General features: G+C 72.3%; 15 protein-coding genes. 8 read left to right on the top strand and 7 right to left on the bottom strand.

The annotated features are described in order from the left end of the window. Positions 1-676: 676 nt before the first annotated feature. Both ACZ67T_RS29525 and ACZ67T_RS29520 read right to left on the bottom strand, forming a co-directional pair. Complete coding sequence (locus ACZ67T_RS29525) at positions 677-1,747, bottom strand: serine hydrolase domain-containing protein (protein ID WP_469988046.1); 1,071 nt, start codon at positions 1,745-1,747, stop codon at positions 677-679. After that, the gene (locus tag ACZ67T_RS29520; protein ID WP_469988045.1) at positions 1,744-2,625 is read right to left on the bottom strand and encodes an IclR family transcriptional regulator; all 882 of its coding nucleotides are present in this window, start codon (positions 2,623-2,625) and stop codon (positions 1,744-1,746) included. Before ACZ67T_RS29520 ends, ACZ67T_RS29525 begins: the two co-directional genes overlap by 4 nt. Positions 2,626-2,680: 55 nt before the next feature. Here ACZ67T_RS29520 and ACZ67T_RS29515 point away from each other — a divergent pair, with 55 nt between their 5' ends. Genes ACZ67T_RS29515 through ACZ67T_RS29495 form a run of 5 tightly spaced genes read left to right on the top strand, consistent with a single transcriptional unit; the run spans position 2,681 to position 7,854 of the window. Then, complete coding sequence (locus ACZ67T_RS29515; protein WP_469988044.1) at positions 2,681-4,258, top strand: ABC transporter substrate-binding protein; 1,578 nt, start codon at positions 2,681-2,683, stop codon at positions 4,256-4,258. Next, positions 4,255-5,265, top strand: a complete 1,011-nt coding sequence (locus tag ACZ67T_RS29510; protein WP_469988043.1) for an ABC transporter permease — start codon at positions 4,255-4,257, stop codon at positions 5,263-5,265. Before ACZ67T_RS29515 ends, ACZ67T_RS29510 begins: the two co-directional genes overlap by 4 nt. Continuing rightward, positions 5,262-6,167 carry an ABC transporter permease gene (locus ACZ67T_RS29505; RefSeq protein ID WP_469988042.1) on the top strand — a complete coding sequence of 302 codons (906 nt, stop codon included), beginning with the start codon at positions 5,262-5,264 and terminating at the stop codon, positions 6,165-6,167. The genes ACZ67T_RS29510 and ACZ67T_RS29505 overlap by 4 nt, the downstream gene beginning before the upstream one ends. Then, a complete protein-coding gene (locus ACZ67T_RS29500; RefSeq protein WP_469988041.1) occupies positions 6,164-7,000 on the top strand; it encodes an ATP-binding cassette domain-containing protein in 837 nt (278 codons plus the stop codon). The genes ACZ67T_RS29505 and ACZ67T_RS29500 overlap by 4 nt, the downstream gene beginning before the upstream one ends. Then, positions 6,997-7,854, top strand: a complete 858-nt coding sequence (locus ACZ67T_RS29495; RefSeq protein ID WP_469988040.1) for an ATP-binding cassette domain-containing protein — start codon at positions 6,997-6,999, stop codon at positions 7,852-7,854. The genes ACZ67T_RS29500 and ACZ67T_RS29495 overlap by 4 nt, the downstream gene beginning before the upstream one ends. Positions 7,855-7,862: 8 nt before the next feature. Here ACZ67T_RS29495 and ACZ67T_RS29490 read toward each other — a convergent pair whose 3' ends face one another. Beyond that, positions 7,863-8,819, bottom strand: coding sequence for an ROK family protein (locus ACZ67T_RS29490; protein ID WP_469988039.1), 957 nt, complete (start codon positions 8,817-8,819; stop codon positions 7,863-7,865). A gap of 41 nt (positions 8,820-8,860) precedes the next feature. On the opposite strand from ACZ67T_RS29490, the gene ACZ67T_RS29485 reads away from it, so the two are divergent. Genes ACZ67T_RS29485 through ACZ67T_RS29475 form a run of 3 tightly spaced genes read left to right on the top strand, consistent with a single transcriptional unit; the run spans position 8,861 to position 11,348 of the window. Next, on the top strand, positions 8,861-9,754 hold the full coding sequence (locus tag ACZ67T_RS29485) for a creatininase family protein (RefSeq protein ID WP_469988038.1): 894 nt from the start codon (positions 8,861-8,863) through the stop codon (positions 9,752-9,754). Between the two features lie 50 nt (positions 9,755-9,804). Beyond that, complete coding sequence (locus ACZ67T_RS29480; protein ID WP_469988037.1) at positions 9,805-10,932, top strand: mandelate racemase/muconate lactonizing enzyme family protein; 1,128 nt, start codon at positions 9,805-9,807, stop codon at positions 10,930-10,932. Then, positions 10,929-11,348, top strand: coding sequence for a RidA family protein (locus ACZ67T_RS29475; protein WP_469988036.1), 420 nt, complete (start codon positions 10,929-10,931; stop codon positions 11,346-11,348). The genes ACZ67T_RS29480 and ACZ67T_RS29475 overlap by 4 nt, the downstream gene beginning before the upstream one ends. Positions 11,349-11,567: 219 nt before the next feature. Here ACZ67T_RS29475 and ACZ67T_RS29470 read toward each other — a convergent pair whose 3' ends face one another. The 4 genes from ACZ67T_RS29470 to ACZ67T_RS29455 all read right to left on the bottom strand — a co-directional run bounded on the left by ACZ67T_RS29470 (position 11,568) and on the right by ACZ67T_RS29455 (position 17,327). Beyond that, positions 11,568-12,755 carry a carboxylate-amine ligase gene (locus ACZ67T_RS29470; RefSeq protein ID WP_469988035.1) on the bottom strand — a complete coding sequence of 396 codons (1,188 nt, stop codon included), beginning with the start codon at positions 12,753-12,755 and terminating at the stop codon, positions 11,568-11,570. Positions 12,756-13,389: 634 nt separating this feature from the next. Beyond that, complete coding sequence (locus ACZ67T_RS29465) at positions 13,390-15,237, bottom strand: transketolase (RefSeq protein ID WP_469988034.1); 1,848 nt, start codon at positions 15,235-15,237, stop codon at positions 13,390-13,392. A gap of 433 nt (positions 15,238-15,670) precedes the next feature. Next, positions 15,671-16,405: a FadR/GntR family transcriptional regulator gene (locus ACZ67T_RS29460; protein WP_469988033.1), complete on the bottom strand. Its 735-nt coding sequence runs from the start codon at positions 16,403-16,405 to the stop codon at positions 15,671-15,673. 154 nt (positions 16,406-16,559) lie between these two features. Continuing rightward, positions 16,560-17,327 (bottom strand): SDR family NAD(P)-dependent oxidoreductase, encoded by a 768-nt coding sequence (locus ACZ67T_RS29455; protein WP_469988032.1) that lies wholly within the window; start codon positions 17,325-17,327, stop codon positions 16,560-16,562. Positions 17,328-17,357: the final 30 nt, after the last annotated feature.

The raw sequence follows: 17,357 nt of genomic DNA, 5'->3' as shown, positions 1-17,357 counted from the left end.
CGAACTGGTCCCGCTCTACCGGGCATCCCGCGAACGCGCGTTCCAGGACGCGACCACCAAGGCCAAGGAACTCGCAGAACGCCTCGCCGCGTAACGCTGCGTGGGAACCCTGATGACCAGGGCGGCGATGAGGAACGCGGCCGCGGCCAGGCCCGCGCTGCACAGGAACGCGACGGTGCAGCCGTGTGTGCCGCCCAGGCCGCCGACGGCCTGCGTCACCGTGGTCAGGACCGCGAGGCGCCGGACCCACGGCCGCCGTGTGACGGCTCACCCCAGGACGTCACGTCACACGGCGCCCTCGGCGCCCGCGCCCCTCGTCGACTGTGGCCACTGACGCCCGGCTCCCTTGTGCTGGTCGCCCAGCTCGGGGAGTGGCGGGCGTGCGATCTGCCGGCGGGCCGCGCATCGGCACGCCGACGATACGTACGAAGGTGAAGGCACCTGTGCCCCTCTCTGCAGAGGAGCAGAATCCGCGGAGCGGCCGTACACCCTCGAACCGGACACCCCATCCGGCACCTGCCGCAGTCTTGCACCTTCGAACAAGTCAAGGTCAAAGGCGCCGGGCAGGGATCGCTTCACGCACGGACCGGTCCCCGTCGGCATCGCCGCGCATCGGCGAGGCCGTCTTCGTGAGACCGCCTTCGTGAGGCCGCCTCGTACAGGACGCGGGACGCTCTCACCCGTCCGCTTCGTGGAACTCCCGCCGCATTGCTGCGAATCCGCGGTCCTCGCGGGTGGGGTGCACGCGGTTGCTCAGGAGGACGGCGTACCGGCCCTCTTCAGGGTCGATCCACAGGCTCGTGCCGGTGAAGCCGGTGTGGCCGTAGGAGGCCGGTCCGAATGCGGTGCCGACCGGGGAGTCGACCGGGTCTTTGCCCTGCCAGGCGAGGGCGCGGCGCAGGTTCAGTCCGTCCGTGCGCGGCGCGGTCATCAGCGCGAGGGTGTCCGGTGCCAGCAGGCGTGGTCCGTCGCCGAGCAGGGAGCGCGCGATCCGTTCCATGTCGGCGAGGGTGGAGAACAGGCCGGCATGCCCGGCGACGCCGCCGAGCACCACGGCGTTCTCGTCGTGCACTTCGCCGACGACGGTCCGGCCACGCCACGGGCAGTTCTCGGTGGCGACCGCCCGGAACCGGTCGCGCTGGCCCGGTGTGAAGCGGGTGTCGGCGAGGCCGAGCGGTGCGGACACGAAGTCGTTCACCAGCTGGTCCAGGCTGTGGCCCGTGGCCTGTTCGGCGATCAGGCCGAGCAGCATGAAGCCCTGGGACGAGTACTCGACACGGGTGCCGGGCGCGGCGGTTCGCGGCAGCGTGCCGAGGGCACTGAGGAGCGATTCACGCGTGGGGTGGTCCCGGTACATCGGGACTCCGCCCGGCAGACCGGAGGTGTGGGCCAGCAGCTGCTCGACGGTCAATGAGGCGTGAGGGCTGTCCTGGTAGCGGTCCAGGTGGTGGCCGACGGTGCCGTCGAGGCTCAGGGATCCGCGTTCGACGAGCGCCATGACGACGAGGCCCACGAGCGGCTTGGTCACCGAGGCGAGGTCCCACAGGTCTGTGCCGTCCAGGGGTGCGCCGTCCAGGGCGCGGGTGCCCGACCACCCCCGGTCTTCGGGTCCTTCGGCGGTGCCCAGGGACCAGGCGGCGCCGGTGAACTGGCCGCGCTCCCTGCCCTGGTCGACAAGTCGACGGCGGCGCACCGCGGCATCCGTCCCGGCCACCGGCAGGCCCGGTCCGCGCGCCCCGGGCGTCATCGGGCCCCTCCCCCGTGACCGACGACGCCGAGCCGCGTGCCGGTTCGGGCGGCGAGGCCGGCCGAGACGGCGCCCGCGGCGGCCCGGACCATGGGGCCGTAGAGCTCCGCGGCCGTTTCGTCCAGGGTGAAGGCGAGGCCGGTGAGGGCGAGTGCGCCGACCGGGTGTCCGGCGCCGTCGCGGACCGCGGCGGCCAGGGTGCGGCGGTCCCGCCAGATGTCCGCGCTGTCGAAGCCGTAGCCGCGCCGCGTCGTTTCGGCCAGTGCGGCGCGGATGGCCTCGTCGGCGTGGGTGGCGTGGGTGGCTTCGTCGGCGTGGGCGGCCTCGTCGGCGTGCGGGCCGTCCGTCGCCGCGAGGAGCCGCTCTGCCTCGTCCTCCGGCAAGGCGGCCAGGAGCGCGAGTCCCGCGCCGCCGGCGGTGAGGGGTTCGCGGGAGCCGGGGCGCAGGTCGAGGCCGAGGCCCTGGGTGGGTGCGAGGACCTCGAGGTGCACGAGCGTCGTGTCGTCGCGCACCGCATAGGACGCGAACAGGCCTGTGCGGGTGCGCAGTTCGGCGAGGGCCGGGCGGGCCAGGTCGAGGGCGGCGTCATCGGCGAGCACGCGTGCGGCAAGGCCGAGCAGCCGTGGCCCGGCCCGGTAGCTGCCCTGCTCGGCCGGCTCGGCGAAGCCCTGTGCCGCGAGGGAGCGCAGCAGTCGGTGCACGGTCGGTTTGGCGAGGCCGGTGTGCCGGGCGAGGTCGGCGAGCCGGTGCGGCGCACCCGTCTCCGACAGGGCCGACAGCACTTCCATGGCCTTGTCCACCGGACCGGGTGCGGGCGGTGCCGCGGCCGGGGCAGTGGAGTCCTGCATCTGCGATCGACTGTTGACCTGTTTCCCCATGTCGCCTTACCTTACCCGAACTGCATTCCATTCACCGGAACGGGCGTGTTGTTAAATGGAACGAATACGTGGAGGGGACGGGACCCGCCCCGCCGCTCTCTCCCGACGCACAGCTCTGCGGTACGCCGGCATGGCGGTACCCGCGCTCGCCGCCCCTGCCCTGCTCACCGGGTGCGGCACACAGCCCGCGGCCTCGGCCGGAAACGTCCTGCGGGTCTCGCAGACCGGCGACCCGAAGACCATGGACCCGCACAAGCAGGGCGACATGACGTCGATGAACGCCCTGATCAACATCTTCGACACGCTGACCACCCGGGCCCGCGACAACTCCCTGCGCCCCCGGCTCGCCCTCTCGTGGAAGGCAATCTCGCCCCGCGTGTGGCGCTTTCGTCTGCGCCCCGGCGTGACCTTCCACAACGGGGAGCCCTGCGACGCCGAGGCGGTCCGCTTCAGCCTGCGACGCCTGCTGGACCCGGCCACCAAGTCCCCCATCGTCGAACTGCGGTACGTAGAAGACGTCACGGTCGTCGACCCCCACACCGTGGACATCCACACCTCGCTCCACGACCCGATCCTGCCCGACAAACTGTCCCTGTTCGGCGGCGTCGTGGTGCCTCCGCGCTACATCGGCAAGGTCGGCGACGAGGGCTTCGCCGCCCACCCCGTGGGCACCGGCCCGTTCTCCTTCCGCCACTGGCAGCGCGACCACGAACTGCGTCTGCGGGCCTACGAGCACCACTGGCAGGGCCGCGCGAAGGTCGACGAACTCGTCTTCGTACCCGCCCCCAACTCGTCCTCCGCACTCGCCGCCCTGCAGAGCGGCGGCGTGGACATCGTGGCGGGGCTGACCCCCGACGCCGCTCAGCAGCTCGACGGCTACCCCGGCGTGCGGATCGACCACCACGCCGGGATCCGCACCTCGTACCTCTCCCTGGACACGCTCACCGACGGACCGCTGCGCGACCGGCGGGTGCGCCAGGCGCTCAACCACGCCGTCGACGTCCCCCTCCTCATCAAGGCGGTACTCGGCGGCAAGGCCGCCGAGGTCCCGGCGATGATCCCGCGCGGCGCCTTCGGCTTCGACGACTCCCTCGAACCGTTCGAGCGCTCCGTCACCAAGGCCCGCGCCCTGCTCACCGAGGCCGGCCACCCGCACGGCATCAGCACCACGCTCACCGCGTCCAACGTCGACGCCAACGTGGCCGAGGCCATCTCCGGGCTGCTCGCCCGCGCGGGCATACACGCCAAGGTCGACCTGCTCGACCCGGGCACGTACTCCCAGCGCCTCACCTCGAGCAACCACGCCGCCCTCGGCCCCATGTACCTCGCGGCGTCGACCGTGTGGACCCTGGACGGCGAGAGCATGCTCCAGTCCAACGTACGCAGCGACCGCAGGCAGAGCCGCTGGCACAACAAGACGGCCGACCGCCTCATCGACGCCGAGGAACTGTCCGTCGAGCCGGCCGTGCGCCGCCGCGCCTTCTCCCGGCTGCAGGCACTCATCAAGACCGAGGCGCCGTTCGTGCCGCTCTACCAGATCGACAACATCTACGTGCACAACAACCGGCCGCACTGGACACCCGGCTCCGCCGGCGTCCTGGAGATGGCGAGTGCGGAGGTATCCGGCTCATGAGCGACTCCCTGACCCTTCCCACACCCGACACCCAGGACGTTCCCGGGCCGACCCGTGCCGCTGCCCGCGGCGGAAAGGTCCTGGCGGTCCTGCGCCCGATCGCCGCCCGGCTCGGCACCGCACTGCTGGTGCTGCTGTGCACGGCGACCGTCGTCTTCTTCCTCGTACGGCTGTCCGGCGACCCCGTCAAGGTCATGCTGCCGCCCGACGCGACGGCCCAGCAGGAGAGCGTGCTGCGGCACAGCCTGGGGCTCGACCGGCCGCTGATCACCCAGTACCTGGACTATCTGTGGGGCCTGCCGCGTCTCGACTTCGGCAACTCCCTCTTCTACAACCAGCCGGTGCGCGAGGTCCTCGCCGACCGGGTCCCGGCCACGCTGCTCCTCGCGGCCGGCGCCCTCGTCGTCACGCTGCTGATCGCGCTGCCCGCCGGAATCATCGCGGCGATGCGCCGGGGCCGGGCCGCCGACCGGAGCGTCATCTCCGTCGTGCTGCTGGGCCAGTCCACGCCGCCCTTCTGGGTGGGCATCCTGCTCATCCTCGTCTTCGCCGTCGGGCTGCACGCCCTGCCCGCGTCCGGCTACGGCACGTTCGCCCACCTCGTCCTGCCGTCCATCACGCTGTCCGTCTACTCGGTCGCCGTCGTGGCCCGGCTGCTGCGCTCCTCCCTCATCGACGTGCTCGGCTCCGACCACATCCGCACGGCGCGCGCCCGCGGCCTCGGCCCGGTCCGCACGGTCCTGAGGCACGGGCTGCGCAACGCGTCCCTGCCGGTCATCACCGTGGTCGGCCTCGAGGTCGGCAGCCTCCTGGGCGGCGCCATCCTCACCGAGCAGGTGTTCTCCTGGCCCGGCATCGGACAGCTGACCGTGCAGGCCATCTCCAACCGCGACTTCCCCCTGGTGCAGGCCACGGTGCTGGTGTTCGCCGCCACGTTCGTCGTGGTGAACCTGCTCGTGGACCTCTCCTACGGCCTCCTCGACCCGAGGGTGAGGAACTCCCGATGACCACTGCCACCGCCCCCGCCCCCGCTGTCGACGCGGCGCCCGCCCCGCCGAGGCCCGGCGTCGTCCACGCCCTGCTGCGCAACCGCCTCGCGCTGGCCGCCCTCGTCTTCCTGGCCGTGATCATCGTGTGCGCCGTGTGCGCTCCGCTGATCGCGCCCGCCGACCCCAACGCGCAGAACCTGCTCGGCCGGCTGCGGCCCCCCGCCTGGCAGTCCGGCGGCAGCACCGCGCACCTGCTCGGCACCGACCAGCTCGGCCGCGACCTGCTGTCCCGCATCATCTACGGCACCCGCGTCTCCCTTCTCGTGGGAGCAGGCGCGGCCCTCCTCGCCGGCACCATCGGCACCGTCACCGGTCTCGCCTCCGGGTACTTCGGCGGCTGGACGGACCGGATCGTGATGCGCGTCGCCGACGTCCAACTCGCCTTCCCCGCCATCCTGCTGGCGCTCGCCGTGGTCGGCTTCGTCGGCTCCGGACTGTGGTACGTGATCGTCGTCCTCGGCATCACCGGCTGGGTCTCGTACGCCCGCGTGGTGCGCTCGGAGGTGCTGTCGCTGCGCTCGCGGGACTTCGTCACCGAGGCCCACGCCATCGGCGTCGGACACGTGACGATCATGCGGCGCCATCTGCTGCCGAACGTGCTGGCCCCGCTCGCCACCATCGGAACGCTGCACATCGCCGCCGCCATCGTCGCCGAGGCCTCCCTGAGCTACCTCGGCCTCGGCGTCCCCAAGGAGACGGTCACCTGGGGCGGCATGCTCGCCGACGGACAGCTCTACCTCGGCACCTCGTGGTGGATCGCCGTCTTCCCCGGCCTCGCCCTCATGCTCACGTCCTTGGCCATCAACATCACCGGCGACGCCCTGCGCGACGTCGCGGACCCGAAGGCGTACCGCCGATGACCTCCACCCCCGAATCCCCCACTGCCGCGACTGCCGCGCCCGTGCTGGAGTTCCAGGACCTGCGCGTCGACTTCCACCTCTCCGGCTCCACCGTCCACGCCGTGCGCGGGGTGAACCTGTCCGTCGCGGCCGGTGAGACGCTCGCGGTCGTCGGCGAGTCCGGCAGCGGCAAGTCGGCCACGGCCCTGTCGGCGCTCCGCCTCAACCCCGAGCCTCCCTGCGTGTATGCGAGCGGTGAGATCCTCCTCGACGGGCGCGACGTGCTCGGCCTGACCGAGCGGGAGCTGCGCCGGGTCCGGGGCGCCGAGATCTCCATGGTGTTCCAGGACCCCATGACCAGCCTCGACCCGCTGCAGCGAGTCGGCCACCAGATCACGGAAGTGCTGCGCCTGCACGGCGACCACAGCCGGGCCGAGGCGCGCAGCGCCGCCCTGACCGCGCTCGACGAGGTCGGTGTCCCCGACCCGGAGCGGCGCTTCGGCCAGTACCCGCACGAGCTGTCCGGCGGACTGCGCCAGCGCGTCATGATCGCCTCCGCGCTCGTGGCCCGGCCGCGTGTCCTCATCGCCGACGAGCCCACGACGGCCCTCGACGTGACCGTGCAGCGGCAGATCCTCGATCTGCTGGTGCGGCTGCAGCACCGCCACGGGATGGCGGTCGTCCTGATCACCCATGACCTCGGCGTCGTCGCCGAGACCGCGGACCGGGTCGCCGTCATGCGCAACGGCGAGGTCGTCGAGACCGGGGACGTGGAGCAGGTCTTCGCCCGCCCTGCCGCGCCCTACACCCGCAGTCTGCTCGACGCCACCCCCCGACTGGAGCCCGTCGCATGACCAGTTCGCACACCGCCGAACCGCTCCTGGAGATCCGCAACCTGCGCAAGGAGTTCCCCGGGCAGCCGCCGAGCGTCGCCGTCGACGACGTCAGCCTGACCGTCACCGAGGGAGAGACCTTCGCCCTCGTCGGGGAGTCCGGCTGTGGCAAGACGACGCTGACGCGGCTGCTGCTGCGGCTGCTGCCGCCGACGTCGGGCAGTGTCCGGTTCGACGGGACGGATCTGCTGTCCCTGGACCACGCCGCGCTGCGCCCGTTCCGGCGGCAGATGCAGGTCGTGCTCCAGGACCCGTACTCCAGCATGAATCCGCGGCTGCGGATCGCCGACATCGTCGCCGAGCCGCTCGTCACTCACGAGGAGTGGGCGCGCGGCCGGCGCGGCCGGGCCCGGACCCGCGAGCGCGTGTGCGAACTGCTCGACGCCGTCGGTCTCGACGCGGGCATTGTCGACCGCTACCCCCACGAGTTCTCCGGGGGACAGCGCCAGCGCATCTCGATCGCCCGTGCCCTGGCCCTCGAACCGCGCCTGGTGGTGCTCGACGAGCCGACCAGCGCGCTCGACGTGTCCGTCCAGGCACGCGTCCTCGACCTGCTGGCCGACCTTCAGCAGCGCCTGGGCCTGACGTACTTCTTCATCTCGCACAACCTGGCCGTCGTCAGCCGCATCGCCGACCGGGTGGCCGTGATGCGGCAGGGCAGCATCGTCGAGACCGGCACCGCCCAGGAGGTGTTCACCACGCCCGAACACCCCTACACACGACGGCTCCTCGACGCGGTTCCGGTCCCGGACCCGACGCGGGCACGGCGCACCGCGGCCGTGTCCTGCGAGTCGGCGGAGAGCACCGTCGCATGAGGCACTGCCTAACGCCCCGAAAGGATCAGGCCCGCCGCCCCGAGCAGCGCTCCGGTGTCCGAGGTCTCGCCCAGCACGACGCTCGGGGTCTCGGAGCCGGTCAGGGCGTCGGCCCGCAGCCGCGCCTCCACCAGGGCCCGGAACGGCTCACCGCCGTCGAGTGCCTCCCCGTGCAGCACGAAGAGGCCGCATGCGAACAACTGCTGGACCGTCGCGAGGCCCAGCACCAGGTTCTCGGCGTACCGCTCCACGAGGTTTCGCGCGAGGGGATCCGGCGAGGCCGTGAGCGCCCCCAGGGCGGCGAGGTGCGGCGCCAGGCCTCTCTCGGCGGCCCGCTCCCGCAGCCAGCGGGTGGTGGCCACGGTCTTCCAGCAGCCGCGGCGCCCGCAGGTGCAGCGCTCGCCACTGGCCGTCACGGTCATGTGCGCGCCGCTGCGCCCGCCGGCCGGGGCCAGTACGTCGCCGTCGTAGAGGATTCCGACGCCGAGCACCTCGCCCGTGGACACCGAAGCGAAGGAGCGCCGGCCCCGACCGGCGCCGAACCAGCGATCCCCGAGCACCTGGACGCGCGCCCGGTGCTCGACCCGCACCGGCGCACCCACCAGGGCCGACAGCCGGTCGGCGACCGGATATCCACTCAGCGCCGGGGCGTCGTTGACCTCCAGGATGCGTCCGGCCGCCGGATCCACCACGCCGGCCGCGGCCACGCCCACGCCCACCGGGCCGTGCCCGGCGAACACCGTCACCGCCCGCTCGAGGGCGGCGTCCACACCGTCCGGCGACGCGTCACCCGTGTCGTAGAACTCCTCGGTCCGGCCCAGTACGAGGCCGGTGCGGGAGAGCCGCGCGGCTCGCACCACACCCGGCAGTACCTCGACGGCGCCCAGCACGCCGACGTCCCCACTCACCCGGGCCTCCGGCACCGGATCGGGGACCAACCGCAAAGGAAAACGTTCATGCGCCATGCGCCGACTCTGTCACGCCGCCGAAGCGGGCGGGCAGTGGCATGACTCACCGGAACCTGACGGAGGCGACCTGGCGCGAGACGCGCGCCGCCGCCGGTGACGCCATCGCCGTCCTGCCGATCGGCTCGCAGGAGCAGCACGCCGGACATCTGCCGATGGGCACGGACACCATGCTCGCGGACGCGGTCGTCAGCCGTGCCCTGGACCTGTTGGCCGAGGAGGCCGGCCCGGACACCGCCGTGCCCGACCTCGTGCGGCTCCCGACACTGCCGTACGGGCACAGCCCGCACCATCTGTTCGCCGCAGCGCTCACGCTGTCGGCCCCGGTGCTCGGCACCGTGCTCGACGAGTTGCTCGACTCCCTCGCGGAGTGCGGGTACAGCCGCGTCCTCGTCGTCAACGGGCATGGCGGCAACGACGAGATCGTCCGCCTCGCCGTCAAGCGCTTCGCGCTGCGGGCCGAGGTGACGGCGGCGGCGTGCTCGTACTGGACACTCCTCGACACGGTCGAGACAGAGGAAGCCACGGTCGAGACAGAGGCAGCCACCGTCGAGACAGAGGCAGCCACCGTCGAGACAGAGGCAGCCACCGTCGAGACGGAGCAAGCCACCGTCGGGACGGACGACGCCACCGCCGGGCTGGTGCCCGGGCACGCCGGCTGGTTCGAGACGTCGCTGATGCTGGCCGCGCATCCGGAGCTGGTACGCGCGGAGCGTCCCGCGCAGCCGCCGGTCGAGCCGCCGCCCCTGTTCGACAAGCCTCCGTACCCGGGCCTGACCGTCGAGCGGCACGGCGAATGGGAGCGGGTCGGCGGCGCCACCGACGACGCGGCCGGGGCCGACGCCCGCGACGGCGCACGCCTGCTCGACCGCTGCGCCCGCGGCCTTGCCCGCGCCGTCCTCGCCTTCGACGCCGCCACCCGCCCCACCGTGTGACCCATCCCGCGTCGCCCCGGGCGACCGTGACCCTGAGGAACAAGAACCACATGAAGATCACCGACGTCGATGTCCACGTCGTCAACCTGCCCCTGGTCAACCCGTTCACGAGCTCCTTCGAGACCAAGACCGGCGAGACCCGCACGGTGGTGCGCATCAAGACCGACTCCGGCATCGAGGGCTGGGGCGAGACGATGTGGGGCCAGCCGGTCGCCGCGATCGTCCGCAACCTCGCCGAGGACCTGATCGGCACCAGCCCGTTCGCTCTGGAGGCGTTCCACCGCAGGCACCACATGGTGCCGTTCTTCTACGGGTACCTCGGCTACGCGGCCCTCGCCGCCCTGGACGTGGCCTGCTGGGACGCCATGGGCAAGGCGACGGGCCAGTCGGTCACCGACCTGCTCGGCGGACCCGTACGCGACGAGGTCCCGCTGACCGCACTGATCACCCGCGCCGACGCCCCCGGGGCGCGGCCGGGCGATCTGCCCGGCGCTCTCGCCGAGCACACGCAGCGCGTGGTGCGCGAGGGCGGATTCCAGGCCGTCAAGCTCAAGGGCACCAAGGACGTGCAGGGCGACGTGGCGATCCTGCGGGCGCTGCGCGAGACCCTGCCGGACGTGAGCCTGCGTGTCGACCCGAACGCCGCGTGGTCCGTGCCTGACTCGGTACGCGCCGGCATCGCCCTGGAAGAGCTGGACCTCGAGTACCTGGAGGACCCGTGCACCGGCATCGAGGGCATGAGCCAGGTCCGCGCCAAGGTCCGTATCCCGCTGTGCACGAACATGTGCGTCGTCCGGTTCGAGGACTTCGCGCCGGCGGTCCGGCTGGGCGCGGTCGACGTCATCCACGGTGACGTCTACAAGTGGGGCGGCATCGCCCCGACCAAGGCACTGGCCGCGCACTGCGAGACCTTCGGTCTCGGCATGAACCTGCACAGCGGCGGCGAGCTCGGCATCGCCACTGCCGCGCACCTCGCCGTGGTCGCCAGCACGCCGGTCCTTTCACGCGCCATCGACTCCATGTACTACCTGCACGCGGACGACATCATCGAGCCGCTCACGCTGCGCGAAGGCCGCCTGACGGTCCCCACGGGCCCGGGTCTCGGCGTCACCGTCGACGAGGACAAGCTCCGCCACTACGCAGCCGTCAACGAGCGTGAGGGAGACCTGCAGCGATGACCGCTCACCCGCACCCCACCATGCGCCGGGCGCTCTCCACGGAGCGGGCACCCGCGCCCGCCGGCGGATACAGCCAGGGCATCGCCGCGGGCCCGTACGTGTTCACCTCGGGCTTCGGTCCGCAGGACCCGGAGACGGGTGCCGTCGCCGACACCGTGGAGGAGCAGACCCGCCAGGTGCTGCGAAACGTGCGGTCCGTGCTGGAAGAGGCCGGGCTCGGTCTGGACGACGTGGTGAAGGCCACGGTCCATCTCCAGCATCTGCACCGCGACTTCGCCGGCTTCGACCGGGTCTACCGCGAGCACTTCCGCGATCCCCGGCCCGTGCGCACGACGGTCGGCTCGGATCTCATGAACATCCTGGTGGAGATCGACGTGGTCGCCCTGCACCGCCCGGCGCCGGACCCGGCAGGCTGACCGGTCGCGTACGAGCCGACGGGGTGCGGGGCGCGCGGACCGCGCCCCGCACCCCGTCGGCCGGACCGTCAACTGCCGCCACCCAATGGCGACTTCGCGAGGCCTACGATGCTTCGGGCGGCCCGTCGACGGGCCGCCCGAAGCCACTTCGACACCGGCGGGGACGGCGCCCGCCTCCATGGCATGTGCCCGTCGACGCCCTCTCCGCGATCGGCGCGCTCAATCCGCCGTGGTCTCCGTGATGATCATGTCGGTGACCGCCCGCATGCCTCCGTCCGCCAGGGCACGCCGCTGCCGGTCCGAGGCCGTGCCCTCTTGGAGGAGGCGGTGCATGAGCGCGGCGACCTCACGGCTGTCGCCCGCCTCCAGGAGCGCGGGCGTGATGCGATCCATCAGCTGGGACAGCAGATCCCCGGCGCTGCGGAGTCTTCCTTCGGCGTCCACCAGCGATCCGCCGAGCCCGTGGAGCGCGGCGTGCCAGGTCCTCGCCTGCAGCAGTTCAGGCGGGCAAGGCTGTACGGGGGCGCCCTCGTCCATGATGGCGGTGGCGACAAGCGCGCGGACGATTCCGGTGATCATGACCGCCTCGTCCGCGCGGAGCTGGACGTCCGGGCAGCGCACCTCCACCGTCGTACAGCTGCTTGAGAGACGCGCCTGCCAGTGGATCTGGCCCAAGTCCGTGATCACTCCGCAGGACAGCAATTGCCGGACACGCTGCTCGTGGTCGGCAGGGCCGTCGAAGTACGGCGTCGGACCGCTCACCGGCCACCGCTCCAGCACGACCGTGCGCCAACTGGCGAACCCGGTGTCCCGTCCCGCCCAGAAAGGCGAGTTGGCGGCAATGGCGACCACGACCGGAAGCCACAACCGGATGCGGTTCAATACGGCGACACCGACCTCCGCGTCGGGCACCGCGACGTTCACCTGCATGCCGCACACCAACTGCTCGGACGCCAGCTGCGCAGACGTCGCACGCACGGCGTGGTAGCGCGGCAGGCTCGTCACCGGTGGCGGATCCTCCTCCTTGAGCGGCGGCGTGGCGCAGGCGGCGAGACGGCACCCGCGGTTCTCGGCCGCACGTCCCAAGGCGTGGCGCAGCCGCAGCAAGTGGCCCCCCACCTCGTCGAGGTCGACGCATTCCGGTGTGCACACCTCGATCTGAGCCTGAGTCAGCTCCGCCCGGATCTCCGCTTCTTCCGCGATCGGTTCGAGCCCGGCGGCTCCGCGCACCTGGTCGGCCCGCGGCGCCGGGAGGCCGGTGACAGCGTCAAGCAGCACATATTCCTCATTCACACCCACCGGGACCCCACTCGCCGCGCCGCCGCTGTTCCGGCCGACGCGGGCGGCCGTGTCCTGCTCACCATGCGGCAGCCACGCCGGGGCGGCCGGGCCCTGCGAAGTAGCCATGCGCATGTCCTTCCGTACGCCCGCAGGCGGGACAGACTGCCAGGCGAGTACCCCCAGGGCCTTCCTTCAGGCATCCGTACATCTGCGACGGCCTCATCAGCGGCGACGCGTGCGCTCGCCCGTCCTGGAGCTCTGCGCGTTCACGCGGCTACAGGTCCGCCGGGCGGATCAACAGTCTCCGGGCAGGTCTTTCCACGCGGTCCGGGGATACCCGACCCACGCCCCTCAGTGTTCCTACGACGTTCTTACGACCCGCTACATCCGCCGGCTGCGGCAGCCATGACCGACAGCAAGCGACGTGCCACCAAGAGGAACAAGGAAGTCATGGGGGAACTGCTCCGCCGTCACGGCCAGACCTACGCCGCCGGGGCCCGGATCCGTCTCAACGACACACCCCAGATCCCCGACACGGACGAGGCCGGTACGGGCCGGCGCGGCGCCCCCGCCCTCTGGAAGCCCGAATCCGGAGCATCCCGTGCCCGACGAACCGTCCGGCTGACACACCGTGCGACGCAGCGGCCCCGGCAGCCGACTGCCCGGCCTGCTGCGGTGTGTTCGCAGGTGGCATCGACCAGGCCGTCTGCAACGCGGCCGGCTCGGACCGAAGGACGCCGGTCGTCCCGGTGTCCTTCGGTCAGCGCACCGCAGCCGTCTCGACCAGCAGCCGTGCCGCCGCCGCGATCGACTGGGCATCGATTCCGGCGGCGTGCAGCTGCTCCGCGGGGCTCGCCGAGCCCGGCATCGTCCGGACGGCGAGGCGCACCAGGCGCGGTACGGGCCGGCCGTCGGCGAAGGCGTCGAGCACCGCGTCCCCGATGCCGCCCTCCTCCCGGTGGTCCTCCACGGTCAGGAGGCAACCCGTGCTCTCGGCCGCCTCGTGCAGGGTGCGGCGGTCGACGGGCTTGACCGAGTACAGGTCGATGACCCGGACCGGAACGCCCTCACGGTCGAGCGACTCGGCGGCGGCCAGTGCCTCGTGCAAGGTGACGCCCGCCGCGACGACGGTCAGCCTGTCCTCGGCGGAGGCGCGCAGCACCTTGCTTCCGCCGATCGGGAACTCCTCCGTGGGGCTGTAGATGACGGGGGTGCCGCCGCGGGACGTACGCAGATAGCGGATGCCGTCGAGGCCCGCCATCTCCGCGACGAGTTTCGCCGTCTGGTTGGCGTCGCACGGGTACAGCACGGTCGAGCCGTACACGGCCCGGAACATCGCCAGGTCCTCGAGCCCCATCTGCGAGGGCCCGTCCTGGCCGATGGCGACGCCCGCGTGCGACCCGACCAGGTTGATCCCGGCCCCGCTGATCGAGGCCATCCGCACGAAGTCGTACGCGCGGGTGAGGAACGCGGCGAACGTGGATGCGTACGGCACCCAGCCGCGCGCCGCCATCCCGACCGAGGTCGCGACCAGCTGCTGCTCGGCGATGTAGCACTCGAAGAAGCGGTCGGGGTGCTCCTTGGCGAAGAACTCGGAGCGCGTGGAGTCACTCACCTCTCCGTCCAGCGCGACGACATCGCCACGCGCCGTTCCGACAGCGGCGAGCGCCTTCCCGAAGGCGTCGCGGGTGGCAACCTCGTCGCCGGTCCGGTAACGGGGCAGCTCCGCGTGGCCCGACCCCACGGGATGCACCATCCGTGCCGCGGACGGATGGTGCACCTCCACCCGCAGGTCGCGCACGCCGCCGAGCTCGGCGATCGCCTCCTCGGGGTCCGGCAGCGGCTTGCCGTGCAGGCCGTCGCGGTCCTGGACCGAGGCCACGCCCTTGCCCTTGAGGGTGCGGGCGAGGATCGCGGTCGGCTGCCCGGCGGTGGACAGTGCCTCGTTGTACGCGCGGTCGACGGCGTCGATGTCGTGCCCGTCGACCTCGACCGTGTGCCAGCCGAAGGCCTGGAAACGGCGCGCGTAGGCGTGCAGGTCATGCCCGTGCCGGGTCGGGCCGCGCTGGCCGAGGCGGTTCACGTCGACGATCGCGGTGAGGTTGTCCAGGTGCTCGTATCCGGCGTGCTCGGCGGCCTCCCACACGGAGCCCTCGGCGAGCTCGCTGTCGCCGCACAACACCCAGACGCGGTATCCCGTACGGTCGAGCCGCTTGCCCGCCAGGGCGACGCCGACGCCGACGGGCAGGCCCTGTCCGAGCGAGCCGGTGGCCGTCTCGACCCATGGCAGCTGCCGTGGCGTCGGATGCCCCTCGAGGCGGCTGCCGAGCCTGCGGAAGGTCAGCAGTTCGGTGTCGTTGATCGCGCCCGCGGCCTTGTACGCGGCGTACAGCAGCGGTGAGGCGTGCCCCTTCGAGAGCACGAAACGGTCGTTGGCGGGGTGTGCGGGGCGGTCGAAGTCGTAGCGCATGTGGTTCGCCAGAAGGACGGCCATCAGGTCGGCCGCGGACATCGAGGAGGTGGGATGCCCGGAGCCCGCGGCGGCGGAGGCGCGGATACTGTCGACACGCAGCTGCTGGGCGAGTTCTGTGAGTGGATGGGTGGTCATGTCGCTCCTTCCGAGGAGTTGTCGCGCCGATGGGGGCTCCCGTTTCGCGCGCCGGCGGGTGCCTGCGCAGCAGACCATCGGTGAGCAGTGGCCCGTAGGCGGCGACCTCCTGCGCGTACTCACCACGCCGCGCATGGGCAACAGTTTGTTGATGTGTGCGGAGGGCCCGTGCGCCCGGCCGCTCCGGACGTGCGGCGGGCCGTCCGAGGCCCGGCGACGTGGGCACCGACGGTCCCCGCGGGTGGAGCCACCGGTTCGCCTCCGAAACGTGGCTCACCACCCGTTTACCGCGTCCCCCTGACAAGAGAGGCCAAACACGCGCGCAGTGGCCCTCCGCCCCGGACACGGGGTGGACGGCGGCCCAGGAGGGCGACCCTGGCGCCGCGATTCGGGGGCTCAGGCGTTCGACTGGACGTCCGGGCCGTCCGCTCGCTCAGTCGGCGCCCTGGCCTCGCCCGCCCTGGACCTTGCCCAGGTCCCGGACGGCCTGGTCGAGCAGGGTGTGCATGGCCGCCTCGGCCGCGTCGGGGTCCTGCGCCCGGACGGCGTCGAGTACGGCGCGGTGGCTGGGGACCGGGTCCTCGGGGCGGTCGGAGCCGTGGACGAGGCGATCGCGGACGGCCAGGCCGCTGGAAATGACCAACTCCATGCGTTCGAGCAGCTCGTTGTGGGAGGCCGCGAGGAGCGCGCGGTGGAATGCGAGGTCGGCCTGCACCGCGTCGGCGCCGCCGTCCGCCGCCTGCGCCATCGCGTCGAGCGCCGTCTGCAGCGCCGCGATGTCCTGTTCCGTGCGGCGCCGGGCTGCGAGCCGGACCGCGGCGGGCTCGACGATCGCACGGACCTCGCCGAGATCCCGCAGCAACGCATGCGCGGCACCGGCCGCCGGCGGTCCGGCGGACTCGAACTGCCAGCGCAGGACGTCTCCGTCGAGCAGATGCCAGTCCGCCCGGGGCCGGACGAAGGTGCCGCGCTTCTGCCGGGCGTCCACCATCCCCTTCGCCGCGAGCACCTTCAGCGACTCCCGCAACGCGGTGAGGCTGACGCCGAGTTCGGCCTGGAGCGCGCCCAGATCGAGCGTGTCCCCCTCGCCGATCCGGCCGCTCAGCACCCGGTGGGCGATGGCCTCCACGGTCTGACCGTGAACCCCGCGCCGCGCATAGCCCGACATGTCTGCCTGCCGATCTGTCGTGGGTGGACGGCGTCGCCGAGTTGTCCCGGTCGAACCGAGGCGATGCCCGGCTGCATCAGGGAAGGTTCCGGTCACGCCAGGCACTGTCCCGGTCGCAGCGGAGACTCTCCCGTTCACGCCGAGAACTGTCCCCTTACGCGGAGGACTTGACGACGCTCCAGCCGCCGTCCACGTGGAGGCTGGAGCCGGTGACGTACGACGCCTCGGGCGAGGCGAGGAAGACGATGGCGGAGGCGACCTCCGCCGGGTCACCGAGACGGCCGGCCGCGGTCTCGGCGGCACTGGCCGCACGCTCGCTCTCGGGCACCCGCTCCCACAGACCCGTGAGGATCGGCCCCGGCAGCACCGCGTTGACCCGCACCTGCGGCCCGTACTCGACGGCGAGTTGACCGCTCAGGGAGAGCAGTCCGCCCTTGGCCGCCGCGTAGGCGGGGTGACCGGGGATGCCGTGGTGGGCGTGGACGGACGAGACGAGGACGATGGCGCCGCGCTCGGCCCGCAGATCGTCCAGGCAGGTGCGCACGCCGAAGAAGGCGGCGGTCAGGCCGACGGACAGCTGCCGGTTCCAGGACTCGGGGGACGTCTCGTGAGCCGGAGCGACCTCGACCTTCACCGCGTTGCTGACCAGGACGCCGACCGGGCCGAACGTGTGGGCGGCGGCGAGGACCTGCTCCCAGCTCTCCTCGTCGGCGACGTCGGCGCGGACGAAGGCCGCCCGGCCACCGCGCTCGCGGATCGCCTCGGCGACAAGGGCGCCTTGCGTCTCGTCGACGTCGGCGATCACGACAGCGGCCCCCTCGTCGGCGAGACGGCGCGCGGTGGCCGCGCCGATGCCCGCCGCAGCTCCGGTGACGACCGCGGTGCGCCCGGTGAAGCGGTCGGCTGTACCAGGGGCTGTCATCAAGCGACTCCTTCTGTTCGGACCTATGCG

Source organism: Streptomyces sp. NPDC107517, from assembly GCF_055582645.1.
Note: the sequence above shows the minus strand (reverse complement) of the source record. Positions and strands in the feature narration are given on the sequence as shown.